Here is a 23,555-nt window from a genome sequence, read left to right as displayed (position 1 = left end):
ACCCGTCCCCTCACCTCAGGCCCTCACCCACGTCACCAACGTCACGACCCGCAACATCTAGTACCTGGGCACGCGTGGGGTAGGCGATGCGGCCCTTGCCGGTGAGCCAGTCACCGGGTTCACCCACCATCAGCGGGTTGAGGAAGTCCGAGGTGCGCTGGGGAATCGTCACGGCCGCAGCGTAGGGGTGATCTTCCCCCGCGTCGCGCGGTCGTGCCCGAACGTCCGCCCGGACTGCCTGACCGGGCTACGCCGACTGGGCGGTGTTCGTCAGCGTGCCGATGCCCTCGATCGTGACCGACACCGTCTGGCCGTCCGCCATCGGTCCGACGCCCGCGGGCGTGCCGGTCAGGATGACGTCCCCGGGCAGGAGCGTCATCACGCCGGACACGAACTCCACCAGCTCCGGCACCTTGTGGATCAGCAGCGACGTCCGCGAATCCTGCTTGACCTCGCCGTTCAGCTCCGTGCGCAGCGCGAGGTCGGCCGGGTCGAGCGAGGTCTCGATCCACGGGCCGAGCGGGCAGAACGTGTCGTACCCCTTCGCCCTGCCCCACTGGCCGTCGGCCTTCTGCAGGTCACGCGCGCTGACGTCGTTCGCGATCGTGTAGCCGAGGATGACGCTCGCCGCGCGGGCGGCGGGCACGTTCTTCACCGGCTGGCCGATCACCACCGCCAGCTCGCCCTCGAAGTCCACGCGCTCGGACTCCTTCGGCAGCTTGATGGCCGCGTTGGGGCCGATCACGCTCGTCGAGGGCTTGATGAAGATCATCGGCGATTCCGGCACCTCGTTGCCGAACTCGGCGGCGTGCGCCGCGTAGTTGCGGCCCACCGCGATGACCTTGCTGGGCAGGATCGGCGCGAGCAGCCGGACGTCGGCCAGCGGCCAGCGCTTCCCCGTGTAGTTGGGCGTCCCGAACGGGTGCTCGGCGATCTCCAGGACCTCGGCCCCGTCGCCCTCCCCCTCGATCGACGCGAACGCGACACCACCAGCGTGAGCAATCCGAGCTAACCGCACGGGGTGAAGTCTACGTCAGCCCCGCAGGTGCTTGTGGACCAGCGCGTCGCACATCGCCAGCCAGCTGGCCTCGACGATGTTCGGGTGCACGCCGACGGTGGTCCACTCGCGGTCGCCGTCGCTGGACTCCAGCAGCACGCGCGTCGTGGCGTCCGTGCCGGGGTGGCTCGGCAGGATGCGCACCTTGTAGTCGGCCAGCTCGACAGTGTCCAACCAGGACAGGTACGGCTGCAGTGCCTTGCGCAGCGCGGCGTCCAGCGCGTGCACCGGCCCGTTGCCCTCGGCCGTCTCGATGACGCGTTCGCCGGAGACGTGCACCTTCACCGTCGCCTCGGAGATCACCTCACCGTCGGCGCGGTGGTCGAGCACCACCCGGTAGGACTCGAGCGTGAACGGCGCCGGCCCGTTGTCCTCGCCGATCTCGTTGCGCAGCAACAACTCCAGCGACGCGTCCGCCGCCTCGAACGACCAGCCCTGCGCTTCCAGGCGCTTGACCTTCGCCACGGCGCTCGTCAGCGCCTCAGGCCGGCCGGCAAGGTCGACCCCGAACTCACGTCCCTTGAGTTCCAGGCTCGCCTTGCCGGCCATCTCGGTGACCAGGACCCGCATGCCGTTGCCGACGGAGGCTGGATCGATGTGGTTGTACAACAACGGATCCACTTTGATCGCGCTCGCGTGCAGCCCCGCCTTGTGGGCGAAGGCCGACGACCCGACGTAGGCCTGGTGGGTGTCGGGTGCGATGTTCGCGATTTCGGCCAGGGCATGGGAGACGCGGGTCAGCTCGGCGGCCCCTCCGGTCGGGAGGACCTCCATCCCGAGCTTGGCCACGAGGTTTCCCGTCACGGCGAACAGGTCGGCGTTGCCCGCCCGTTCCCCGTAACCGTTCGCGGTGCACTGCACATGGGTCGCGCCGGCCTGGACCGCCGCGATGCTGTTGGCCACCGCGCAGGACGTGTCGTCCTGGCAGTGGATGCCGAGCCGGAAACCCGTGCGGTCCTTGACCTCCCGCACGGTCTCGGCCAGTCCGAGTGGCAGCTGGCCACCGTTGGTGTCGCACAGCACGACGACGTCGGCGCCGGCGTTCGCCCCGGCGTCGAGCACGCGCAGCGCCGTGTCCCGGTCGTAGGAGTAGCCGTCGAAGAAGTGCTCGGCGTCGAGGAACACCCGCCGCCCCTCCCCGACGAGGAAGGAGACCGTGTCGGACACCATCGCGCAGGCCTCGTCGACGTCGACCCGCAGCGCGCGCTCGATGTGCCGCAGGTCGGCCTTCGCGACGAGCGTCACCACCGGGGCTTCGGAGTCGAGCAGCGCGCGGACCTGCGGGTCCTGCGCCGCGGTGGTGCCCGCGCGGCGGGTCGAGCCGAACGCCACCAGCACGGCGTGCTTGAGCGCCAGCTCCCCCTTCGCGGCACGCGCGAAGAACTCCGTGTCCTTCGGCATCGCGCCCGGCCAGCCGCCCTCGATGAAACCGACGCCGAGCTCGTCGAGCAGCCGCGCGACGGCCAGCTTGTCCGCCACCGAGTACGAGATCCCCTCCCGCTGCGCCCCGTCGCGCAGGGTCGTGTCGTAGAGGTGGAACTCGTCGCCGAGCGGGGTGCCGGCGGGGGCGGTGCGGCTCACGGTGTCTCCTCGAAGCTTTCTCGGGCAAAGAAAAAACCTCCCGCAAGGGTGCGAGAGGTTTGCGCGCCGGTGTCCACTGGGGACACTACCCGGCGCGCCTGCCGATAATGATCACGGCGTAAGAAGTCACGCCGTCACTATGCCACATCGTTCCGGAACGCGAAAGCGCCCTCCCAAGGAATGGGAGGGCGCTGTGCGTGCGACTCAGGCGACGGGACGCGTGTTCGACGAGACGAGCGCGGCGAGCCGGTCCCCGATCGCGTGCGTGGAACCCGGGTTCTGCTGGTCGCGCGTGGCGAGGTCGAAGGCCACCGAGGCCTCGATGCGGCGCGCTGCCTCGCGCTGGCCGAGGTGGTCCAGCAGCAGCGAAACCGACAGCACCGCGGCGGTCGGGTCGGCGAGGCCCTGCCCGGCGATGTCCGGCGCGCTGCCGTGCACCGGCTCGAACATGCTCGGGTTGCGGCGGGTGATGTCGAGGTTGCCGCTGGCCGCGAGCCCGATGCCGCCGGTGACCGCGGCGGCGAGGTCGGTGATGATGTCGCCGAACAGGTTGTCGGTGACGATCACGTCGAATCGGGACGGGTCGGTGACCAGGTGGATCGTCGCGGCGTCCACGTGCGAGTACGCGACCGTGACGTCGGGGTGCTCCAGCGAGACCTCCTCGACGATGCGCGACCACAGCGAACCCGCGTGCAGCAGCACGTTCGTCTTGTGCACGAGCGTCAGGTGCTTGCGCGGCCGCTCCTCGGCGCGGCGGAACGCGTCGGCGACCACGCGGCGGATACCGAACGCCGTGTTGACGCTGACCTCCGTGGCGATCTCGTGCTCGGTGTCCTTGCGCAGCAGGCCGCCGTTGCCCGCGTACGGGCCTTCGGTGCCTTCGCGGACGACGACCATGTCGATCTCGGACGCCGTGTCGGCGAGCGGGCCGCGCACGCCCGGGTACAGGCGCGCCGGGCGCAGGTTCACGTGGTGGTCCAGCTCGAAGCGCAGGCGCAGCAGCAGGCCGCGCTCCAGGATGCCGCTCGGCACGCTCGGGTCACCGACGGCGCCCAGCAGGATCGCGTCGTGCTCACGCAGCTCGCCGAGCACGGACTCGGGCAGCAGCTCGCCGGTGGAGTGCCAGCGGGAGGCGCCGAGGTCGTAGCTCGTCGTTTCGACACCGGGGGCGACTTCGGCGAGTACCTTCAGCGCCTCGGTGATCACTTCGGGTCCGATCCCGTCTCCTGGGATCACCGCGAGCCGCATCCAGACACCTCCGTCAACCAGTGCGGTGAGGCACTCGCGAGCCCCTACCGCACAAAAACTCCAGCGACGGGGAGGTTACCGGGCGTTGCCATTCAGCCGAAGCGGCACCACCCTTATGCCGTAATTTCCCGAGCAGCGAGACACCCGAACGGGGCGTCGCCCTCAGGCGCCGGAAGGGGCCACGCGAACCCCTTCCGGCGTCCTGATCAGCGGATGTTGATCACCTCGGCCCGCAGGCCCGCCCCGTTGTGGTGAACGAGTGACAGCAGGCCCTCACCCGTATCGGCGGCGGCCGAGGCTCCGTTCCGGGTGACGGTGAGCCGCGTGCCGGGCTTCGCCGTGTACATGAGCGCCGGACCACCCGTCCCCTGGACGGAGTACCCCGGGGCAAGCGGGTCGAACGACAGCGGCGTGCTCACCGCGTCGATGATCGAGTTCGGGCTCGCCGGCGCCGGGTAGTAGCCCGCCACGCCGACCGTGTAGCTGATGCGGTGGCTGGCCGCGGCCGGGTCGATCCCGAGCGCGGTGAGGCTCACCGGCAGCACCACGACGTTGGTGTCGAACACGTTGGTGTCCACGTCGCCGAGCTGGCCATTGACCGCCTGGACGTCCACCGACGGCTCGCCCGCGGCGTTGAGGTCCACGGTGTTCACCAGCAGCACGTCGGTTTCGGCCGCCTTCGTCACGAAGCTCTCGAAGTCGGGCTTGCCGTCACCGGTGGTGTCGATGTCGACGAACGGGATCGTGTTGCTGCCGAGGTTCGCCCAGTCACCCCACGTGGAGATGCCGAACGCGAGCAGCGCGTCCTGCGGGGTGCCGGCCTGCCGGTCGGCGGGCGCGGTCGACGCCGCGCCGACGTACTGCAGGTCGCCGCCCTTCGCGGTGTCGTTCACCGTGCAGTGCTCGGTGAGCCGCCCCCGGCACGCCGGCAGCTTCGGCGAGGTGGCCTGCAGTTCCAGCACGCTGATCAGCGACCGGTACCGCTGCGGGCCCGTGCCCTGGTCGAGCCCGCGGCCGCCCAGCGGCAGCACGGCCTGGTCCCCGCCGCGGAAGCTCAGCGAGTGCGGCACCGTGATCGCCGAAACCGGCTTCGGCGCGGCGTACACCGGCACGCGCAACGCCACCGCCGACCGGCCGAACGGGGTGAACGCGACGCGACCGGAGGCGTCCGCGACGAACTGCCGCGCCAGCCCGGCCTGCTCGGCCTCCATCGTCGGGTCGAGCACCTTGCGCAGCGCCGCCGGATCGGTGACCAGCAACGTGACGCGCACGATCCCGGTCCCCCGCGGCGGCACGACGACCGTGTTCGCCGACAGCTGGTACCGCACGCCGGGCAGCTGGTTGACGCCCTCGTAGTTCACCCGGTAGGCGACGAGGTCCCTGCCCTTGTTGACGACCTTGATCGTCTTGCTCAGCGCCAGCGGACGGCCCGCCTCGACGGCGCCGAAACCGACGCTCACCGTGCCCGGGTCGTCCATCACGTAGGCGAGCACGGACGTGTCGAGCGCCGCCTTGGCGTCGATCCGGCCGGCACCGACCCGTTGCGGCGCATAGGTTTTGCCGTCCGCCTTGATGTCGTGCCCGGCGGTGTTCATCACCGCGGCCTTGACCTCCTCGACCGACCAGTCGGGGTGGGCCTGGCGCAGCAGTGCCGTGATGCCCGTCGTGTGCGGCGCCGCCATCGAGGTGCCCGACAGCACCGTCCGGCCGTTGCCGCTGCCCCGCAGCGCGGACGAGATCGTGTCACCCGGCGCCGCCACGTCGGGCTTCACCGCCGGGCCGCGGACCCCGCGCGAGGTGAACGAGCTCGGCGTGTCCACAATGGACTGGTCGTAGGTCTGCAGGCTCGCCCGGCCCGCGCCGTAGAGGCGGACGGTGAGGGTGCCGGCGTCCAGCGCGGGGCGCAGGGACGCGGTGGCCGAGCCGGTGAACTGGAACATCGGCAGTGCCGCGTTGCCCGCGATCCCGGCCGCGAAGTGCTCCACCGACGACGACAGCAGCACCCCGGCCGCACCGGCGGCCTGCGCGTTGTTGGCGCGGACGGCGGACCCGCAGGCGCGCGTCGCGTCGTTGTCGTCCCACTCCAGCCACGCGAACCGGCCCGCCACCGCCGCCTTGTCGGCCGCGCTGTACGGGGCGCAGCCGTCGGCGTTGGCGGCCGACGGCCGGGCGACGGCCTTGGTGGTGTCGAGCGTGTCGTAGCCGGTGTAGTCCTGGCTGTACTGGCCGCCCTTCGGCCCGGCGGCCGCGGCGGGCGCGGTCACCTCGGCGGCGTCCCGCAGCACGGAGGCGTCCCGGCTGCTCGCCACGGTCAGCGCCTCCCGGGTGTTGCCCGGCGCGCCGCCGACGTCGAACAGGTCACCGCCGTTGCCGCCCGAGATCACCGGCAGCACGTCGTTCTGCGCGAGCTTGCGCACGAACAGCGAGTCCGGGTCGTCCGGCGCGCCGAAGTCGCTGCCCAGCGACAGGTTCACGATGTCGAGGTGGTCGCTGAAGTCGCCGTCCCCGTCGGGGTCGAGCGCCCAGTCCAGCGCCTGCGACGTCACGTCGGTCGAGCCGTGGCAGCCGAACACCTTGATCCCGTACAGCAGGGCCTTCGGCGCGGTGCCCGGCCCGATCTTCATCGCGTTCAGCGCGTCCGGGGTGAGCTTCGAGTAGTCACCGGTGAAGGTGCTGCCGTCGGCGTTGACGCCGAACCCGCCGATGGTGCCCGCGACGTGCGTGCCGTGCTCACCGCACGCCAGCGGGTTGGGGTCGGGCACCGGGTCCGGTGAGCCGCTGGTGCCGTTGGAGTCGTAGTCGTCGCCGACGAGGTCGGTGCCGCCGACCACCTTCGCCGTCGGGAACAGCGGCGTCGGCTTGGCGCGGTCGATCGAGTCGTACGCCGCCTTCGTGCCGGGGCCGCCGAAATCGGCGTGCGTGTAGTCGATGCCGTCGTCGATCACGCCGACGCGGACGCCGTCGCCGTAGCGGCCGGTCTGCTGCCACGCGGTGAGCGTGTTGGTCAGCTGCGCGGCGCTGGAGTTCTCCCGCTGCTTGGGCACGACGGTGCGGATCGACACGACGTCCTGCCGCTGCGCGATTTCCCGGATCTTCGCCGCGTCCGCGGTGACGACGACGCCGGGCACCGCGTTCGAGGTCTGGAACAGCTTCTTCGTGCCCGCGTCGAGGGACCGCAGCTGCCCCAGCACCGAATCCACCGCACCGGTGACGTCCGCCCGCGCCGCGTTGGCCGCCTGCTTCGCCCGCTCCGGGCCGCTGCCCTTCGCCTGCTCGGCGTTGTACGCGTCGACCGCGGGCTGCCGCGCCACCTCGATGAACGCCGTCGTCCTGCCGTGCAGGTCGGCGAGCCGCGCGGACAGCTTGCCGCGCAGCCCCGCCGTGTCCACCTTCACGGCGGGCACGCTCTCGGCAGGGGCCTCCGCGGAAGCCGCGGTGGCGGTGCCGACGGCGGTTGCCGTCAGCGCGATGGCGAAGACGGCCGCAGAAGACCGCCGGGCCCAAGTTCTCATCGAAGTCCACTCCTGATCACAGCGAGGGTGAGAACCTATCCCGAACCCGGCGGCCTTCCTAGCGCAAAGCGGAGAAATCCGACTTAAGTCGGAGTCCCCGTTGCCCGGATCAGGCGAAAGTGACGGCCCTGATGGTCCGCGCGCCGACGGTCGCGGCGATCGGCTCCAGCAGGTGCGAATCGACCTCGCGGTCGACGCGCAGCAGCATCACCGCGTCCGTGCCGTCGGTGGTCTGGCTGATCTGCGCCGCCTCGATGTTGATCGACGCCTCGCCGAGCAGGGTGCCGACGCGGCCCATGATGCCGGGGCGGTCCGGGTACTCCAGCAGCAGCATGTTGCCCTCGGCGCGGATGTCGAAGTGCCTGCCGTTGACCTCGACCAGCTTCTCGACCTCGCCCTTGCCGGTGACCGAACCCGAGACCGACACCGCGCCGCCGTCGTCGTGCACCGCGCGCACGGTGACGAGGCTGCGCCAGTTCGGGCTCTCCGTCTCCTTGGTCAGCTCCACGCGCACGCCCAGCTCCTCGGCCAGCCGCGGCGCGTTCACGAACGTCACCTGGTCCTCGACCACGCCGGAGAACACGCCCCGCAGCGCGGCCAGCTGCAGCACGGTGACGTCCTCGCTCGACAGCTCACCGCTCACGGTCACGGTCACCGACGACGGGGCCTTCTGGCTCAGCGCCGACACGACCGTGCCGAGCTTCTGGGTCAGCGACAGGTACGGGCGCACCTCCTCGCCGACCGCGCCGCCGCCGGAGACGTTCACCGCGTCCGGCACGAAGTCGCCCCGCAGCGCCAGCAGCACCGAGTGCGCGACGTCGGTGCCCGCGCGGTCCTGCGCCTCGGCGGTCGAGGCGCCCAGGTGCGGGGTGACGACGACGTTCGGCAGCTCGAACAGCGGGCTGGCGGTGGTGGGCTCGGTGACGAACACGTCGATGCCCGCGCCGCCGACGTGGCCGCTGCGGATGGCGTCGGCGAGCGCGTCCTCGTCGACCAGCCCGCCGCGGGCGGCGTTGACGATGATGACGCCCTGCTTGGTCTTCTTCAGCGCCTCGGCGTCGATGAGGCCCTTCGTCTCCGGCGTCTTGGGCAGGTGGATCGAGATCGCGTCGGCGCGCGAGAGCAGCTCGTCGAGGCTCACCAGCTCGATGCCCAGCTGCGCGGCGCGCGCGGCCGAGACGTACGGGTCGTACGCGATGATCGTGGTGCCGAAGGCGGCCAGCCGCTGCGAGAACAGCTGCCCGATCTTGCCGAGGCCCACCACACCGATGGTCTTGCCGTTCAGCTCGACACCCGTGTATGCGCTGCGCTTCCACTCGCCGCCACGCAGGCTCTGGTCGGCGGCGGGCACGCGGCGGGCCACCGCGAGCAGCAGCGCGACGGCGTGCTCCGCGGCCGAGACGATGTTCGAGGTGGGGGCGTTGACGACGAGCACGCCCCGCGCGGTGGCGGCGGGCACCTCGACGTTGTCCAGGCCCACCCCGGCGCGGGCGACGACCTTCAGCCTGCTGGTGGCGTTGAGCACCTCGGCGTCGACCTGGGTCGCGGACCGGACGAGCAACGCGTCGGCGCCCTTCACCGCCTCGAGGAGCGCGGGGCGGTCCGTGCCGTCGACGTGCTGGACCTCCACCTCGTCACCGAACACGCTCAGCACGGAGGGCGCGAGCTTTTCGGCGATGAGGACGACGGGCTTGCTGGGGTTGGTCACGATGAGACTCCCAAAGAAGACGCAGCTCGGCGGATGACCAGGAGTCTAGTCGCGGCCTGGGCGAGTCCTGTTAACGGGCGCGCAACCTGGCGAAACGAGAGCGAAAAGCGGCGGGGACCGGGCGTGGCGGGCGTCAGTTGGCGGGGAGGTCGAACTCCCCGTCCCGCACGCCCGCGACGAAGGCGTCCCATTCGGACGGAGTGAAGACGAGGACGGTCCCGTCCGGTTCGGTGGACGAACGCAACGCGGTGTAGGTCAGGCCGTCGCTGTGGGGCACGAACGCGAACTCGATCGCGTCCGGGATGGTCTCCCCGGCCGGTTCGGCCCGTTGCCAGTGCGCGGTTTCCAGATCGAGCACGTGCCGCACCCCGGCTTTGTCGTCGACGGGGCTGCTGTGTTGATCACTCATGGCGCACACGGTAACCCGGGAAAGCGGACGTGCCACCTTCACGGGGTGAACACCGTGAAGGTGGCACGGAAACCGGTGTGGATCAGGCGGTTTCGGTGATCGGACGGTCCACCCAGGACATCAGGCCACGCAGCTTGCGGCCCGTCTCCTCCAGGGGGTGCTGCTCGCCGGCCTCCTGCAGCTTGCGGAAGTTCGGCCGCCCGGCCTCGTCCTCGGCGACCCATTCGCGGGCGAACGTGCCGTCCTGGATCTCGCCCAGGATCTTGCGCATCTCCTCCTTCACCGCCGGCGTGATGACGCGCGGCCCGCGGGTGAGGTCGCCGTACTCGGCGGTGTCGGAAATCGAATACCGCATGCGGGCGATGCCGCCCTCGTACATGAGGTCGACGATCAGCTTGAGCTCGTGCAGCACCTCGAAGTACGCCATCTCCGGCGCGTAGCCCGCCTCGGTCAGCACCTCGAAGCCGTTCTGCACCAGCGCGGTGGTGCCACCGCAGAGCACGACCTGCTCACCGAACAGGTCGGTCTCGGTCTCCTCCTTGAAGGTGGTCTTGATGACACCGGCACGGGCACCGCCGATGGCCGCCGCGTAGGACAGGGCCAGCGCCTGCGCGCCACCCGACGGGTCCTGGTGCACCGCGATGAGGCACGGCACGCCCTTGCCGTCCACGAACTGGCGGCGCACGAGGTGCCCCGGCCCCTTCGGCGCGACCATGGCCACGTCCACATTGGCCGGCGGCTTGATGAGGTCGTAGTGGATGTTGAACCCGTGCCCGAAGAAGATCGCGTCGCCGTCCTTCAGGTTCGGCTCGATGTCCTCGGCGTAGATGAAGCGCTGCTTGGTGTCCGGCGCGAGGATCATGATCACGTCGGCCTCGGCGGAGGCCTCCGCCGGGGTGAGCACCCGCAGGCCCTCCTCCTCGGCCTTGGCGCGCGACTTCGACCCCTCCGGCAGACCGATGCGCACATCGACCCCGGAGTCGCGCAGGCTCAGCGCGTGCGCGTGGCCCTGGCTGCCGTACCCGATCACGGCGACCTTGCGACCCTGGATGATGCTCAGATCGGCGTCGTCGTCGTAGAAGATTTCGACTGACATGAGGGGAACTGACTTCCTTCCGGTTTTTCCTGACTTCGGCTCAGCGGGGGGCGGTCGCGGTGATCGAGCGGGCGCCACGGCCCACCGCGACCATGCCGGACTGCACGATCTCACGCACTCCGTAGGGCTCGAGCATGCGCAGCAGGGCACTGAGCTTGTCCCCGGTGCCCGTGGCCTCGATGGTCAGCGCCTCGGGCGAGACGTCGACGACCTTGGCGCGGAACAACTGCACCGTCTCGAGCACCTGGCTGCGGACGGTGGCGTCGGCCCTGACCTTGACCAGCAGCAGTTCGCGCTGCACGGACGCGGCCGGCTCGAGTTCGACGATCTTGATGACGTTGATCAGCTTGTTGAGCTGCTTGGTCACCTGTTCGAGCGGTAGCTCCTCAACGGCGACCACGATAGTCATCCGGGACACCTCGGGGTTCTCCGTGGGTCCGACGGCGAGGGACTCGATGTTGAAGCCCCGGCGCGAGAACAGCCCGGCCACCCTGGCGAGCACGCCGGGCACATTCTCCACCAGCACGCTGAGGGTATGAGTGCTCACTTCCCCGTCACCTCGTCGCTCACTTCGTCGTCGTCGAACAGCGGGCGGATGCCCCGCGCCGCCATGACCTCGTCGTTGCTGGCGCCAGGGCCCACCATGGGCCACACCTGGGCATCCTTCCCCACCACGAAGTCGATCACGACGGGGCGGTCGTTGATCTCCATCGCGCGGCGGATGGTCGCGTCGACCTCCTCCTTCGTCTCGCACCGCAGGCCGGCGCAGCCGAGCGCCTCCGCCAGCAGCGTGAAGTCGGGGATGCGGTGCTTGTGCGTACCGAGGTCGCTGTTGGAGTACCGCTCGGAGTAGAACAGCGTCTGCCACTGGCGGATCATGCCGAGGTTGCCGTTGTTGATCACGGCGACCTTGATCGGCGCCCCTTCGAGCGCGCAGGTGGCCAGCTCCTGGTTGGTCATCTGGAAGCAGCCGTCGCCGTCGATCGCCCAGACCTGCTTGTCCGGCAGGCCGAACTTGGCGCCCATCGCGGCGGGCACGGCGAAGCCCATCGTGCCGAGGCCGCCGGAGTTGATCCACGTGCGCGGGTTCTCGTACTTGACGAACTGCGCGGCCCACATCTGGTGCTGGCCGACGCCCGCCGCGTACACCGCGTCGGGACCGACGATCTCCCCGATGCGCTCGATCACGTACTGCGGCGACAGCGTGCCGTCGGCGGGCCACTCGTAGCCGATGGGGAACGTCTCGCGCCACGAGTCGACCTGGGTCCACCACGCCGCGAGGTCCGGCTCGCCGACGCGCTCGGTCTCGGCCCGCACCGCGTCGATCAGGTCGCCGATGATCTCCTTGCAGTCCCCGACGATCGGCACGTCCGCCTTGCGGTTCTTGGAGATCTCGGCCGGGTCGATGTCGGCGTGCACGACCTTCGCGTCCGGCGCGAAGGAGTCCATCCGGCCGGTGACCCGGTCGTCGAACCGGGCGCCCAGCGCCACCAGCAGGTCCGCGCGCTGCATCGCCGCGACGGCCGCGACCGAACCGTGCATCCCGGGCATGCCCAGGTGCTGCCGGTGCGAGTCGGGGAACGCGCCGCGCGCCATCAGCGTGGTCACCACGGGGATGCCGGTCAGCTCGGCCAGCCGCAGCAGCTCCGCCGACGCACCGGCCTTGATCACGCCACCGCCGACGTAGAGCACCGGGCGGCGGGCCTGCGCGATGAGCCGCGCGGCCTCGCGGACCTGCTTGCCGTGCGGGCGCAGCGTCGGCCGGTAGCCGGGCAGGTGCATCTCCGGCGGCCACGAGAACGACGTCTGCTCCTGCAGGACGTCCTTCGGGATGTCGACGAGCACGGGACCGGGCCGCCCGGTGGAGGCCAGGTGGAACGCCTCGGCGATGACCCTCGGGATGTCCGCCGGGTCCTTGACGAGGAAGTTGTGCTTGGTGATCGGCATCGTGATGCCGCAGATGTCGGCTTCCTGGAAGGCGTCCGTGCCGATCAGCGGGCGCGTCTGCTGCCCGGTGATCGCGACGACCGGCACGGAGTCCATGTTCGCGTCGGCCAGCGGGGTCACCAGGTTCGTGGCGCCGGGGCCGGAGGTGGCCATGCACACGCCGACCTTGCCGGTCGCCTGCGCGTACCCCGTCGCCGCGTGCCCCGCGCCCTGCTCGTGGCGGACGAGGACGTGGCGCACCTTCGTCGAGTCGAGCAGCGGGTCGTAGGCGGGCAGGATGGTGCCACCGGGAATGCCGAACACGACCTCCGCGCCGACCGCCTCGAGCGACCGGACGAGCGACTGCGCACCCGTGACCCGTACCGGGGTACCGGCGGGCGGGGTGGGCTTGGGGCGGGCCCCGAGCTGGGCGGGCGATGCCGGGCTCGGGCCGGCTTTCGCTTCCGATCGCGAGGTGGCGCTAGTCATCAGTTCTGCCTCGTGGGTCTCGTCGGTGCTGTCACTCGTTCGGGTAATCGTCGTCGGGCAACAAAAAACCCCCGCCGACCAGGGTTGGTCGCACGAGGGTCGCGCGTCGACGCAGCGGCTGTTCCCTAAGCGTCGACGCGCTCGGGAAGTACAAGACCGGTCTGCGGGATCACGGCAGTGACGTTAACGGGTCGCCGCGAGCAGTGTCAACTGTGCGGGATCGTGATCCCGGATACTGGGCACTCCTACCGTTGGAGGCCCTGCTTTCCCGCAGGCAGCGGCGGCGGTGCACCATTTCGGGGTGTCCGAAACAGCCGACCCGCCCCAGCCGGTCAAGCGCCGGAAGGCGACGTTCCGCGTCCCGCTGATCGCCCTGCTCGCCGTCTTCGGCCTGATGGTGTGCCTGGCGCCGACGGCGTTCGCGGACGTTCCCGGACTGTGGGCGCTGTACGTGATCCCGCTGGGGATGATCGTCTACATCGTGCGGATGAAGACGGTGGCGACGCCGCAGGGGCTGACGGTGCGCACCGTGTTCGGCCGCCGCGAGCTGCCGTGGGAGGCGTTGAAGGGCCTGTCGATCTCGAAGAAGGCCAAGGTGAGCGCGGTGCTCACCGACGACAGCACGATCCCGCTGCCGTCGGTGCGCACGCGTCACCTGCCCGTGCTGGCCCTGGTGTCCAACGGACGGCTCAAGGACCCGGCGGGCATCGTCGAAGAGGTCGTCACCCCCGCGGAGCAGGAGCAGGAGTAGCCCAGTCCTCGATCCGCCCCGCGGCGCGGAAGCGCAGCGCGGGGTCCACGTAACGGGCGGCGGGTACGGCGTAGAGCGCGTCGACCGCCGCCCGGTGCATTTCGTACGCCGACACGTAGGCCGCGGTTTCCGCCTCGGAGGCGGGCAGCTGGGCGGCGGCGAGCAGGTTCTTCAGCACCTCGGTCATGGCTTGTCCTCTCAGGCGGCGGCGCGGACGGCGGGTTCGGGCACCCGCAGGTGCCAGTCGGTGCTCTGCTGGAAGGCGTCCCCGGCGCGCAGGATCGCGGCCTCGCCGAACGCGGGACCGGCCAGCTGCAGCGAAAGCGGCAGCCCGGCGGCGGTGAAGCCCATCGGCACGGCGAGCACCGGGTTGCCCACGGTGTCCCAGTACGGCGTGTGGATCAGCGAGAACAACGCGCCGACGTCCGTCTGCCCGTCCGGTCCGGTGAGGTCCTCGAACTTCGGCGCGCCGACCGACGCGGTGGGACACGCGATCACGTCCACGGTCTCGAACAGCCTGCCCACGGCGTCCTGCGCGACGCGGCGGACCCGTTGCGCCTGCACGTAGTCCGCGCCCGACACCATCGCGCCGATCGCCATCATCGCCCGCGTGGCGACGAAGTAGTCCTCCCAGCGGCCGGTGAGGTCCGTGCGGTGGTAGGCCAGCGCCTCGCAGCCCATCGTGATCATGTCCGCGGTGATCATCTCCTGCCAGTACGGCAGCGTGACCTCGACCAGCGTCGCCCCCTGCTCGGCGAGCACGGCGATCGCGGCGTCGAACGTGCTCGCCAGCGCCGGATCGCTGTGCTCCGGGAAGTGGTGCTCGCGCACGACACCGATGCGCAGGCCCGTCAGGTCACCGGTGAACTCCGGCGCGGTGAACGGCGCGTCCACGCAGTCCGGGTCGCTCTCGTGCAGGCCGGCGAGCACTTCGAGCACCGCGGCGCAGTCGCGGGCGCTGCGGGCCAGCGGGCCGATGTGGTCGAGGCTGTAGCCCAGCGGCACGCAGCCCGACTTCGGCACGCGGCCGAACGTCGGCATCAGCCCGCTCACGCCGCAGAACGCCGCCGGGATGCGGATGCTGCCCGCGGTGTCGGTGCCCAGGCCGGCGAGGAACATCCCCGCCGCGACCCCGCTGCCGGTGCCCGAGCTGGAGCCGCCGGGCCACGTGTCGGGGTCCCACGGGTTGCGCGGGATGGGGAACGGCTTCGTCGCGTCGGGCATGCCGCACGCGAACTCCATCGTCGTGGTCTTGCCGGTGATCACCGCGCCGGCCGCCTTGACGCGGGCGACGGTCGGCGCGTCCTTGCCCGCGCCCCAGCTGCGGTCGAGCACGAGGCTTTGCGCCGTCGTCGGGCCTTCGGCCATCGCGAGGATGTCCTTGACGCCGAAGGGGATCCCGTGCAGCGGGCCGCGGTCGAGCCCACTCGCCAGCTCGGCGTCGGCGGCCGCCGCGCGCTCCAGCGCGTACTCGTCGAACCGGGCGAGGTAGGTGCCGACGGTCGCGTCGTGGGCGTCGGCCGCGGCGATCGCGGCCTGGGTCAGTTCGACGGAGGTGACGGTGCCGTCGCGCAGGGCCGCGGCGGCGTCGGTGAGGGTCTTGGGGGTCATCGGGTCTCCTTGGTGCCGCGCGAGACGAACCGGAAGCGTTCGCCGCGGGTGTGGATGAAGGCCAGGTCGAAGGGGCGGCCTGCCGGGTCGTAGATGAGCTGTTCCATCGAGATCAGCGGGGCACCCTCGCGGATGCCGAGCACGGACGCCAGCGGCGCGTCGGCGAGTTCGCAGTCGAAGACGAACTCCGACTCCGACAGCCGGACCCCGGCGTCGTCGAGCAGCCGGTACCAGTCGGACACGAACGGCGTGTCCCGCAGCCGCCCGGCCTCGGGGAACAGCACGTAGTTCGTGGCGACGGCGACGGGTTCCTCGTGGTGCAGCGCCACGTACTCCAGCCGCAGGCACGGGGTGCCAGGAGCGACCCCGAGCCGCTCGGCGACCGTGTGCGGCGCGGGCACGACCGACCGGTCGAGCTCCCGGGGCCGCATCCGCTGGTTCCACAGGCTTTCCCTGGACGGCTTGATCACGCCGTGCGCCTCCGGCAGCGGCGTCGCCACGGTGTTGAGCACGACGTGCGTGCCGACGCCCTGTGTGCGTTCGATGAGCCCCTCCGCGCGCAGCAGGGCGAGCGCCTGGCGCACCGTGGCGCGCGACGCCTGGTGCGACGCCATCAGCTCGGCCTCGCTGGGCAGCTGGCCGTCCGGGTAGGAGCCGCCCTGCACGGCGGCTCGGAGCATGTCCCGCAGGCGGCGCACGTCGTGTACCCGCTGCTGCTGCGATACGGGTTTCATCCTCCGGGACGGTAAGTACATCCCATTGCCCACCGGTCTCCGGTGGATGACCTCGCTGTTACACGTGATCATGCGGCGACCGGGACCTTCGCGAACTCGGCGGCGGTGGTGACGGTCGCGAAACCGCAGTCCCGCATCACCTCGACGCCGATCTCGTGCAGCCGCGGGGTCTGCGCGGCGCAGCAGTCCTCCAGCAGCGTCACGGAGAAGTCCCGCATGATCGCCGAGCGCACGGTCGACTCGACGCAGAAGTTCGTGACCACCCCGCACACCACCAGTTCCGTGGCCCCCAGCCCCCGCAGCAGCGGTTCGAGCGAGGTCCACTGGAACGCGTCGAGACGGCACTTGTCGACCACGAGGTCGTCCTCGCGGCGGCCCAGCGCGTCCACGACGTCGCCGTCCCAGCTGCCCGCGAGCAGCCCGCCGACGGCCGCCAGATCCGGGCTGCGGCCGGTCAGCCACGGCCCCTCGTCCGCGAAGCCGGGCCGGTAGACGTGCCGCGTGAACACCACCGGCATCCCCTGCGCACGGGCGGCTTCCACGGCGACGGCGGCGTTCGCGACCGCCTCCTCCACCCCGGCCAGGCTCATGCCCAGCTGCGGCAGCGAGCCCTCCGGGACGCAGAACCCGTTCTGCATGTCGACAACGATCATGGCCTTCATCACGCGACCTCCAGTTCCTTTTCCGCGACAGGGGCGAACTTCGGCATGCCGAGCGGGACCGCGCCCTTGGGCGGCCGCCAGGCGTTGGGCTTGCAGGCGTCGTGGCAGGCGCCTTCGGTGGAGCAGCAGAGCGAGCAGATGGTGCCGCCGTGGTGCGGGCAGGTCGCCATGTCGACCACGTCGTAGTCACCGCCGCACACCGAGCACGGCAGCTCGCCGTCGTTCTCCGGCAGCTCCGAGAGTCGCGCGATGTACCAGCGGCCGCGCGTGGCCAGGGCGACGACCGGCGGCAGCACAATCGCCAGCGCCAGCGCGATGAACGGCGACAACGCGGCGGCGGTGGCCCCGAACGCGCCGTAGTAGGCGACCATCGAGACGGCGCCCGCGACGATCATCGACCCGAAGCCGACGGGGTTGACGTGGTAGAGGTGCGCCCGGTGGAACACCAGCTCCGGCGGCGCCAGCTTGAGCCACCTCTTGTTGATCACCAGGTCCGCGACCATCGCGCCGATCCACGCCACGCCGACGTTGGAGTACCAGGCCAGCACCTCGACGATGTGGTTGAAGATGTCGATCTCCATCAGCACCAGCGACAGCCCGACCTGCAGGAACACCCAGGCGGCGCGGCCGGGGTGGCGGTGCAGGAGCCGGGAGAAGAAGTTCGACCAGGACAGCGAACCCGAGTAGGTGTTCATGATGTTGATCTTGATCTGGGACAGCAGCACGAGGAGCCCGGCGAGCACCAGCGCGACCGTGTGGTTGCCGGTCAGCCGCTCGTAGACCGTCGTGAACAGGTCCACCGGGATGCCGACGTGCGCCGCGTCGACCTTCGTCGAGGCGTACCCGACCAGCAGCGTCGAGGCGAAGAAGATGCCCACCGCGAACAGGGCGAACCCGGGGCCGCCCATGATCACCGCGAGCCGCCAGCGGCCGCGGTTGCGCGCGGTCGGGTCGGGCATTAGCCGCAGGTAGTCGCCCTGCTCCCCCACCTGCGTGGCGAGGGACAGCTGCGCGGCGGCGATCGTGAACACGGCGAGCACGGTCAGCCCGGCCATACCCGTGGGCGAGACCGTCGCGGGGTGCACCATGTTGTGCCCGGCGTCCGGTGCCGTCGCCGCCGTGCCCAGCGCCAGCCCGATCAACGCGATCCAGATCGGCCACGTCCACGCCTGGAACTTGGCGCTGAACGACATCCCGTACAGCGTCAGCGGGATCATCACCGCGGACACCACGACGTAGGACAGGTGGATGTCCAGGTGCGTCAGCGCGGTCACCGCCTGCGCCATGATCGCGCCCTCGTACGCCAGGAAGATCAGTGTGTACGTGGCGTACACCAGCGACGTCAGCGTCGAGCCGAGGTAGCCGAAGCCGGAGCCGCGGGTGAGCAGGTCGATGTCGACGTGCTTGCGGGCGATGGCGAACGCGATCACCAGCGTGAGCGGCAACGTCACCGCGGCGGCGACGAGGAAGCCGACGAGCGCGTTCGAGAACCCGAAGGCGTCCACGAACGCGGCGTCCAGCGCGTAGCCCGCCATCGCGGAAATGCCGACGAGGCAGGACAGGAACACCATCCAGGGCGACCACTTCCGGAACGCCGCCGGGGTGTACCGCAGGGAGTAGTCCTCCATTTGCGGGTTGTCAGCGAGGCCCATTTCCGATCCCTTCGCTCAGGTTGAGCGAAAGCTGCCAAGGCCGTATTTCCGCTGCGTATCGCGCCGCGGTGCGCCCGGTTACGCCGATTCCCCGCGTCGGCGGAAGTGCGCTGAACTGCGGTTTCCCACATTCCGGTCACACTTCCGCCGGAAATCCCCGGCAATGGGCCGCCGCCCTGCCGGGCGTGATCACCACGGGCGTAACCTCGGGGTATGCCTGCTCTGCGCTCCCGAACCACCACCCACGGCCGCAACGCCGCGGGCGCCCGTTCCCTGTGGCGGGCCACCGGCATGACCGACAGCGACTTCGGCAAGCCGATCGTGGCGATCGCCAACTCCTACACCCAGTTCGTGCCGGGTCACGTGCACCTCAAGGACCTCGGCGAGATCGTGGCCGAGGCGGTCCGCGAGGCCGGCGGCGTGGCGCGCGAGTTCCACACGATCGCGGTGGACGACGGGATCGCGATGGGGCACAGCGGCATGCTCTACTCGCTGCCCTCGCGCGAGATCATCGCGGACTCGGTGGAGTACATGGTCAACGCGCACCAGGCCGACGCGCTGGTGTGCATCTCCAACTGCGACAAGATCACGCCGGGCATGCTCAACGCCGCGATGCGGCTGAACATCCCGACGGTGTTCGTCTCCGGCGGCCCGATGGAGGCCGGCAAGGCGGTCGTCGTCGGCGGGGTCGCCCAGGCGCCCACCGACCTGATCACCGCGATCTCCGCCTCGGCGAGCCCCGAGGTCGACGAGGACGGGCTGTCCATTGTGGAGCGCTCCGCGTGCCCCACGTGCGGTTCGTGCTCGGGCATGTTCACCGCGAACTCGATGAACTGCCTCACCGAGGCGCTGGGCCTGTCGCTGCCGGGCAACGGTTCCACGCTCGCCACGCACGCCGCGCGCCGCGCGCTGTTCTCCGGCGCCGGCCGCACGGTCGTCGAGCTGGCGAAGCGCTGGTACGAGCAGGACGACGAGAGCGTGCTGCCGCGCTCGATCGCCACGAAGGCGGCGTTCGAGAACGCGATGGCGCTCGACATGGCGATGGGCGGCTCCACCAACACGGTGCTGCACATCCTCGCCGCCGCGCAGGAGGGCGAGGTCGACTTCACGATCTCGGACATCGACGAGATCGGCCGCCGCGTGCCGTGCCTGTCGAAGGTCGCGCCGAACTCCGACTACCACATGGAGGACGTGCACCGCGCCGGTGGCATCCCCGCGATCCTCGGCGAGCTGTACCGCGGCGGGCTGCTGAACACCGAGGTCCACTCGGTGCACTCCCCCTCGCTCAAGGAGTGGCTGGAGAAGTGGGACATCCGCGCCGAGAACCCGTCGCCGGAGGCCGTCGAGCTGTTCCACGCCGCGCCGGGCGGGGTCCGCACCACACAGGCCTTCTCGACGGAGAACCGCTGGTCCTCTTTGGACACCGACGCCGCGAACGGCTGCATCCGCGACATCGAGCACGCGTACACGAAGGACGGCGGGCTGGCGATCCTGCGGGGCAACCTCGCGGAGAACGGCGCCGTGATCAAGGCCGCGGGCATCGACGAGTCGCTGTGGCACTTCGAGGGCCCGGCGCACGTGCTGGAGAGCCAGGAGGAGGCCGTGTCGGCGATCCTCGGCAAGAAGATCCAGCCCGGTGAGGTGCTCGTGATCCGGTACGAGGGTCCCGCGGGCGGGCCGGGGATGCAGGAGATGCTGCACCCGACGGCGTTCCTCAAGGGCTCGGGACTCGGCAAGAAGTGCGCGCTGATCACCGACGGCCGGTTCTCCGGTGGCTCGTCCGGCATCTCGGTCGGCCACATCTCGCCGGAGGCCGCTTCGGGCGGCGTGATCGGCCTGGTCGAGAACGGCGACCGGATCGTCATTGACGTGCACGAGCGCAAGCTGGAGCTGCTCGTCGACGACGAGGTGCTGGCCGAGCGCCGCGCGAAGATGGAGGCGAGCGAGCGGCCGTGGCAGCCGAAGGACCGGCAGCGGCCCATCACGGCCGCGCTGCGCGCCTACGCCCGCATGGCGACGTCGGCCGACACCGGCGCCGTCCGCGACGTCAACCGCTGAGTCGTCCGCCGCTGGCCGGGCCCGCCCCGGTCAGCGGCGGAACGCGAAGGTCACCGCCACGACGGCGGCCGCGGCGAGCACCAGCCCGGCGATCCCGAACGGCACCGGACGACGCCGCCAAGGCGTGTTCGTGTCCACCAAAATCCCGCCGGGGCCGGTGAACAGCAACGCGAACGCGATCCCCGCCAGCACGAGGTGGTACTCGAACCCGCTGCCGTCGCCGAGGAAGAAGCCCTCGCGGTACTGCAGGTAGACGGCGTTCGCCGTGACGGCGAGCAGCGCGGCCGCCGCGGCCGGCGTGAACAGGCCGAGGACCAGCAGCGCGCCGCCGACGATCTCGGTGACGCCGCCGAGCCAGGACAGCAGCGTGGTCTGGCTCGTGTACCCCTGGTCGCCGAGGATGCGGGAGAACTCGCTGATGCCGGGGCCGCCGAACAGGCCGAAAACCTTCTGCAGTCCGTGCGCCCCCAGCGTGCCGCCCAGGACGAGCCGCAGGACCAGCAGTCCGAAGCTCAGCCCGCCGTGCCACTGCGGCGACCGGTCGTCCTCGTCGCCGAGCCGGTCCGCGGGCTGGGACAGCGTCGTGCCCTCGTCGGCGGCCTCGAAGTAACCGGAATCCTGGAACAGGTTCTGGCGGCCGTAGTCATCCCTGGAGGAAGTCACGCCGCGCAGAGTAGAGCACTACCCCCGTTCGAGTGAATACTTTCCGTATTCGATGTTCGTCGGGAACCGGGCGCTTACGGGTGACTCACGGTGCCCCGCCTAGGCTTGAGTTCTATGCGCATTCGGTGGGGACGGGCTCCGTGGCTGGTCGCGGCCTGCGGGGTCGTGCTGGCGGGCTGCGCGAGCTTCGACGACAGGGCCGCGGGCCAGACGTTCGAGCCCGCCCCGCAGCTGACCGCGCCCGCGGGGCCGCAGCCGCAGCTGCCGGAGATCGACGGCAGCTCCGACGCCGACGGCGGCAGCAGGCCGAGCGCGGCGCCGACGCCCATCCCCCCGCCGCAGGGCTGCACCGACTTCGACAAGGCGGTGATCGCGACGTGCCTGGACACGGTGTCCGCGGTCGCGGCGCTGCCGAACACCGGGTCGGCGCCGAGCGCGCTCGCCGGGGAGCGCAAGAGCGGGCGGGTGCTGCAGGTGACGGGCGGGGCCCCGGCCGTCGACCTGATCGACCTGGACGTGCAGCCCACCGGTGACGGCGGGCTGACGGGGCTGGCGCTGTCGCCCACGTACTCCGAGGACCAGCTGGTCTTCGCCTACATCACCACGGCGACGGACAACCGCGTCGTCCGGTTCACGAAGGGCCAGCAGCCGAAGCCGATCCTGACGGGCATCCCGAAGGGCGCGACGGGGAACCGGGGCGCGTTGTCGACGGACGGCAAGGGCGCGCTCCTCGTCGCGACCGGTGACGCGGGCAACCCGTCGGCCGGGGCGGACCCGAACTCGCTCGCGGGCAAGGTCCTGCGCATCGACACGTCCGGCAACGCGGCGGCGGGCAACCCCACGCCGGGCTCGCGGGTGTACGCGAGCGGGCTGCGCTCCCCCGGTGGGCTGTGCAAGTCGGCGGACGGGACCCGCATCTGGGTGACGGACCACGGCGATGCGGCGGACATCCTGTACCGCGTGGGGGCGGGCATCTCGTTGTCGGTGCCGGCGTGGACGTGGCCGGAGAAACCGGGCCTGTCGGGCTGCGCGGACGGGGGCGACTCGCTGATGATCGGCACTTCGCTGGCGGGCAACGTCCAGCAGCTGCCGATCACGCTGGACGGTTCCGTGGGCGGCCAGCCGAAGCCGATCATGGACGGCAAGAACGGGACGGGGTACGGGCGGTACGGCGGGATGGATCCGCTGGACACGCAGTACGCGTTCGTGGGGACGGTCAACAAGGACGGCGGCAGGCCGGTGTCGAGTGACGACCGGGTCGTGATCATGCAGCTGCAGCCCAGTCCCGGCGGGGGCAGCGGCAAGGACTGAGAATTGTCGGTGGCGGGTGCGAGGATGCTCGCATGCTGGATTCCGCCGAGAAGGATGTACTTCACCGCTACCTGCAGAGCGCCAGGGATGTGGTGCTGTGGAAGCTCGATGGGCTGTCGGAGTACGACGTCCGCCGCCCGATGACGCCGACGGGCACCAACCTGCTGGGCCTGGTGAAGCACCTGGCGGGGGTCGAGTCGGGGTACTTCGGGTTCGTTTTCGGTCGTCCGTTCCCGGAGCCGCTGCCGTGGGCGAGTGAGGAGGCCGAGCCGAACGCCGACATGTGGGCGACGGCGGAGGAGTCGCGGGAGGAGATCATCGGCCTGTACCAGCGGGTCTGGAAACACGCCGACGCGACGATCGCGGAGCTGCCGCTGGACGCGAAGGGCCTCGTCCCGTGGTGGCCGGAAGACCGCCGGGAGCCGACGCTGCACCGGATCCTCGTCCACGTCGCGACGGAGGCCCACAGGCACGCCGGCCACGCCGACATCGTCCGCGAGCTGATCGACGGCGCAGCAGGCCTCCGTCAGGAAGTGGACAACCTCGCCCCAGGGGATGCCACGTGGTGGGCGGAGTACCGGGAGCGCCTGGAGCGCACGGCCAGGGAAGCGGGAGGGCGGTAGGCCGGGGCGTGGCTCGGCGGGAGGCGCGGCTGCGAGCGGCGGGGCTGCGGGCGGGCGAGCGGCGAGAGGCCGGGTCGCGAGCGGGCGAGCGGCGGGGTCGCGAGCGGGCGAGGCTGCGGGCGGACGAGCTGGGAGAAGCCAGGAGACAGTGGCCAGCCGAGCGGCGGAGCCACCTCGCGCCGGGCAGGTGATAGGCCCGACGACGGACGAGCTGACGCCGAACCTGCTAGCGGCGGCCAGCCAACCGTGCCTTGCGAAACCAGAAGCCAGACGACACAAACGCCACCCGGCAATGCGAAGCGAGCAGGGGCTCAACGCCCACACCCACCCCCGCCCCGATCCCCAGCCGCACTTACGGCCGATCCGGCGAGTCAAGGGTGGCGAAGCCATCGCGAAGCGACGCCGGAGAAGCTTCTATGTCAAGTGGTGGTGGTCGGTGTGGAGTGCGTGGTAGAGGACGTCGG

At 70.8% G+C, this 23,555-nt stretch carries 20 protein-coding genes; 4 read left to right on the top strand and 16 right to left on the bottom strand.

What is annotated here, in order from left to right; all coding sequences use genetic code 11:
* Nucleotides 1–10: 10 nt before the first annotated feature.
* From ABFX51_RS28455 to ABFX51_RS28410, 10 genes are all read right to left on the bottom strand, one after another.
* Nucleotides 11–172 (bottom strand): hypothetical protein, encoded by a 162-nt coding sequence (locus ABFX51_RS28455; RefSeq protein WP_346055475.1) that lies wholly within the window; start codon nucleotides 170–172, stop codon nucleotides 11–13.
* A 75-nt stretch (nucleotides 173–247) separates the two neighbouring features.
* Nucleotides 248–1,018: a fumarylacetoacetate hydrolase family protein gene (locus tag ABFX51_RS28450; protein WP_091515548.1), complete on the bottom strand. Its 771-nt coding sequence runs from the start codon at nucleotides 1,016–1,018 to the stop codon at nucleotides 248–250.
* 15 nt (nucleotides 1,019–1,033) lie between these two features.
* Complete coding sequence (gene cimA, locus ABFX51_RS28445) at nucleotides 1,034–2,638, bottom strand: citramalate synthase (protein WP_091515546.1); 1,605 nt, start codon at nucleotides 2,636–2,638, stop codon at nucleotides 1,034–1,036.
* 204 nt (nucleotides 2,639–2,842) lie between these two features.
* Nucleotides 2,843–3,886 carry a 3-isopropylmalate dehydrogenase gene (locus tag ABFX51_RS28440; protein ID WP_091515544.1) on the bottom strand — a complete coding sequence of 348 codons (1,044 nt, stop codon included), beginning with the start codon at nucleotides 3,884–3,886 and terminating at the stop codon, nucleotides 2,843–2,845.
* A gap of 206 nt (nucleotides 3,887–4,092) precedes the next feature.
* Nucleotides 4,093–7,398 carry a S8 family serine peptidase gene (locus tag ABFX51_RS28435; protein ID WP_091515542.1) on the bottom strand — a complete coding sequence of 1,102 codons (3,306 nt, stop codon included), beginning with the start codon at nucleotides 7,396–7,398 and terminating at the stop codon, nucleotides 4,093–4,095.
* 109 nt (nucleotides 7,399–7,507) lie between these two features.
* The gene (gene serA, locus ABFX51_RS28430) at nucleotides 7,508–9,106 is read right to left on the bottom strand and encodes a phosphoglycerate dehydrogenase (RefSeq protein WP_091515539.1); all 1,599 of its coding nucleotides are present in this window, start codon (nucleotides 9,104–9,106) and stop codon (nucleotides 7,508–7,510) included.
* 133 nt (nucleotides 9,107–9,239) lie between these two features.
* Nucleotides 9,240–9,515, bottom strand: coding sequence for a DUF397 domain-containing protein (locus ABFX51_RS28425; protein WP_091515538.1), 276 nt, complete (start codon nucleotides 9,513–9,515; stop codon nucleotides 9,240–9,242).
* Between the two features lie 82 nt (nucleotides 9,516–9,597).
* The gene (ilvC, locus tag ABFX51_RS28420) at nucleotides 9,598–10,611 is read right to left on the bottom strand and encodes a ketol-acid reductoisomerase (protein WP_091515535.1); all 1,014 of its coding nucleotides are present in this window, start codon (nucleotides 10,609–10,611) and stop codon (nucleotides 9,598–9,600) included.
* A 40-nt stretch (nucleotides 10,612–10,651) separates the two neighbouring features.
* Nucleotides 10,652–11,158, bottom strand: a complete 507-nt coding sequence (ilvN, locus tag ABFX51_RS28415; RefSeq protein ID WP_091515532.1) for an acetolactate synthase small subunit — start codon at nucleotides 11,156–11,158, stop codon at nucleotides 10,652–10,654.
* Nucleotides 11,155–13,026, bottom strand: coding sequence for an acetolactate synthase large subunit (locus tag ABFX51_RS28410; RefSeq protein WP_091515530.1), 1,872 nt, complete (start codon nucleotides 13,024–13,026; stop codon nucleotides 11,155–11,157). Before ABFX51_RS28410 ends, ilvN begins: the two co-directional genes overlap by 4 nt.
* Before the next feature lie 301 nt (nucleotides 13,027–13,327).
* Here ABFX51_RS28410 and ABFX51_RS28405 point away from each other — a divergent pair, with 301 nt between their 5' ends.
* On the top strand, nucleotides 13,328–13,777 hold the full coding sequence (locus ABFX51_RS28405; protein WP_245783392.1) for a PH domain-containing protein: 450 nt from the start codon (nucleotides 13,328–13,330) through the stop codon (nucleotides 13,775–13,777).
* Here the strand turns inward: ABFX51_RS28405 and ABFX51_RS28400 are convergent.
* The 5 genes from ABFX51_RS28400 to ABFX51_RS28380 all read right to left on the bottom strand — a co-directional run bounded on the left by ABFX51_RS28400 (nucleotide 13,749) and on the right by ABFX51_RS28380 (nucleotide 18,436).
* The gene (locus tag ABFX51_RS28400) at nucleotides 13,749–13,964 is read right to left on the bottom strand and encodes a hypothetical protein (RefSeq protein ID WP_091515527.1); all 216 of its coding nucleotides are present in this window, start codon (nucleotides 13,962–13,964) and stop codon (nucleotides 13,749–13,751) included. The genes ABFX51_RS28405 and ABFX51_RS28400 overlap by 29 nt on opposite strands.
* Nucleotides 13,965–13,975: 11 nt before the next feature.
* A complete protein-coding gene (locus ABFX51_RS28395; RefSeq protein WP_091515525.1) occupies nucleotides 13,976–15,388 on the bottom strand; it encodes an amidase in 1,413 nt (470 codons plus the stop codon).
* Nucleotides 15,385–16,122, bottom strand: a complete 738-nt coding sequence (locus ABFX51_RS28390; protein WP_245783391.1) for a GntR family transcriptional regulator — start codon at nucleotides 16,120–16,122, stop codon at nucleotides 15,385–15,387. Before ABFX51_RS28390 ends, ABFX51_RS28395 begins: the two co-directional genes overlap by 4 nt.
* A gap of 68 nt (nucleotides 16,123–16,190) precedes the next feature.
* Nucleotides 16,191–16,784, bottom strand: a complete 594-nt coding sequence (locus tag ABFX51_RS28385; RefSeq protein WP_091515520.1) for a cysteine hydrolase family protein — start codon at nucleotides 16,782–16,784, stop codon at nucleotides 16,191–16,193.
* Nucleotides 16,784–18,436: a purine-cytosine permease family protein gene (locus ABFX51_RS28380; RefSeq protein ID WP_346055474.1), complete on the bottom strand. Its 1,653-nt coding sequence runs from the start codon at nucleotides 18,434–18,436 to the stop codon at nucleotides 16,784–16,786. Before ABFX51_RS28380 ends, ABFX51_RS28385 begins: the two co-directional genes overlap by 1 nt.
* Before the next feature lie 213 nt (nucleotides 18,437–18,649).
* Here ABFX51_RS28380 and ilvD point away from each other — a divergent pair, with 213 nt between their 5' ends.
* Nucleotides 18,650–20,494, top strand: a complete 1,845-nt coding sequence (gene ilvD / locus ABFX51_RS28375; RefSeq protein ID WP_091515515.1) for a dihydroxy-acid dehydratase — start codon at nucleotides 18,650–18,652, stop codon at nucleotides 20,492–20,494.
* A gap of 30 nt (nucleotides 20,495–20,524) precedes the next feature.
* Here the strand turns inward: ilvD and ABFX51_RS28370 are convergent, their stop codons facing one another.
* Complete coding sequence (locus tag ABFX51_RS28370; RefSeq protein WP_428832508.1) at nucleotides 20,525–21,157, bottom strand: DoxX family protein; 633 nt, start codon at nucleotides 21,155–21,157, stop codon at nucleotides 20,525–20,527.
* 114 nt (nucleotides 21,158–21,271) lie between these two features.
* On the opposite strand from ABFX51_RS28370, the gene ABFX51_RS28365 reads away from it, so the two are divergent.
* Both ABFX51_RS28365 and ABFX51_RS28360 read left to right on the top strand, forming a co-directional pair.
* A complete protein-coding gene (locus ABFX51_RS28365; protein ID WP_091515511.1) occupies nucleotides 21,272–22,468 on the top strand; it encodes a PQQ-dependent sugar dehydrogenase in 1,197 nt (398 codons plus the stop codon).
* A 32-nt stretch (nucleotides 22,469–22,500) separates the two neighbouring features.
* On the top strand, nucleotides 22,501–23,091 hold the full coding sequence (locus tag ABFX51_RS28360; RefSeq protein ID WP_091515509.1) for a DinB family protein: 591 nt from the start codon (nucleotides 22,501–22,503) through the stop codon (nucleotides 23,089–23,091).
* The last annotated feature ends 464 nt before the right edge of the window (nucleotides 23,092–23,555 follow it).

The sequence above is a fragment of the Amycolatopsis dongchuanensis genome, from assembly GCF_039542405.1.
GTDB classification, from domain to species: Bacteria; Actinomycetota; Actinomycetes; order Mycobacteriales; family Pseudonocardiaceae; genus Amycolatopsis_E; species Amycolatopsis_E sacchari.
This window is presented reverse-complemented; position numbering and strand designations above follow the sequence as displayed.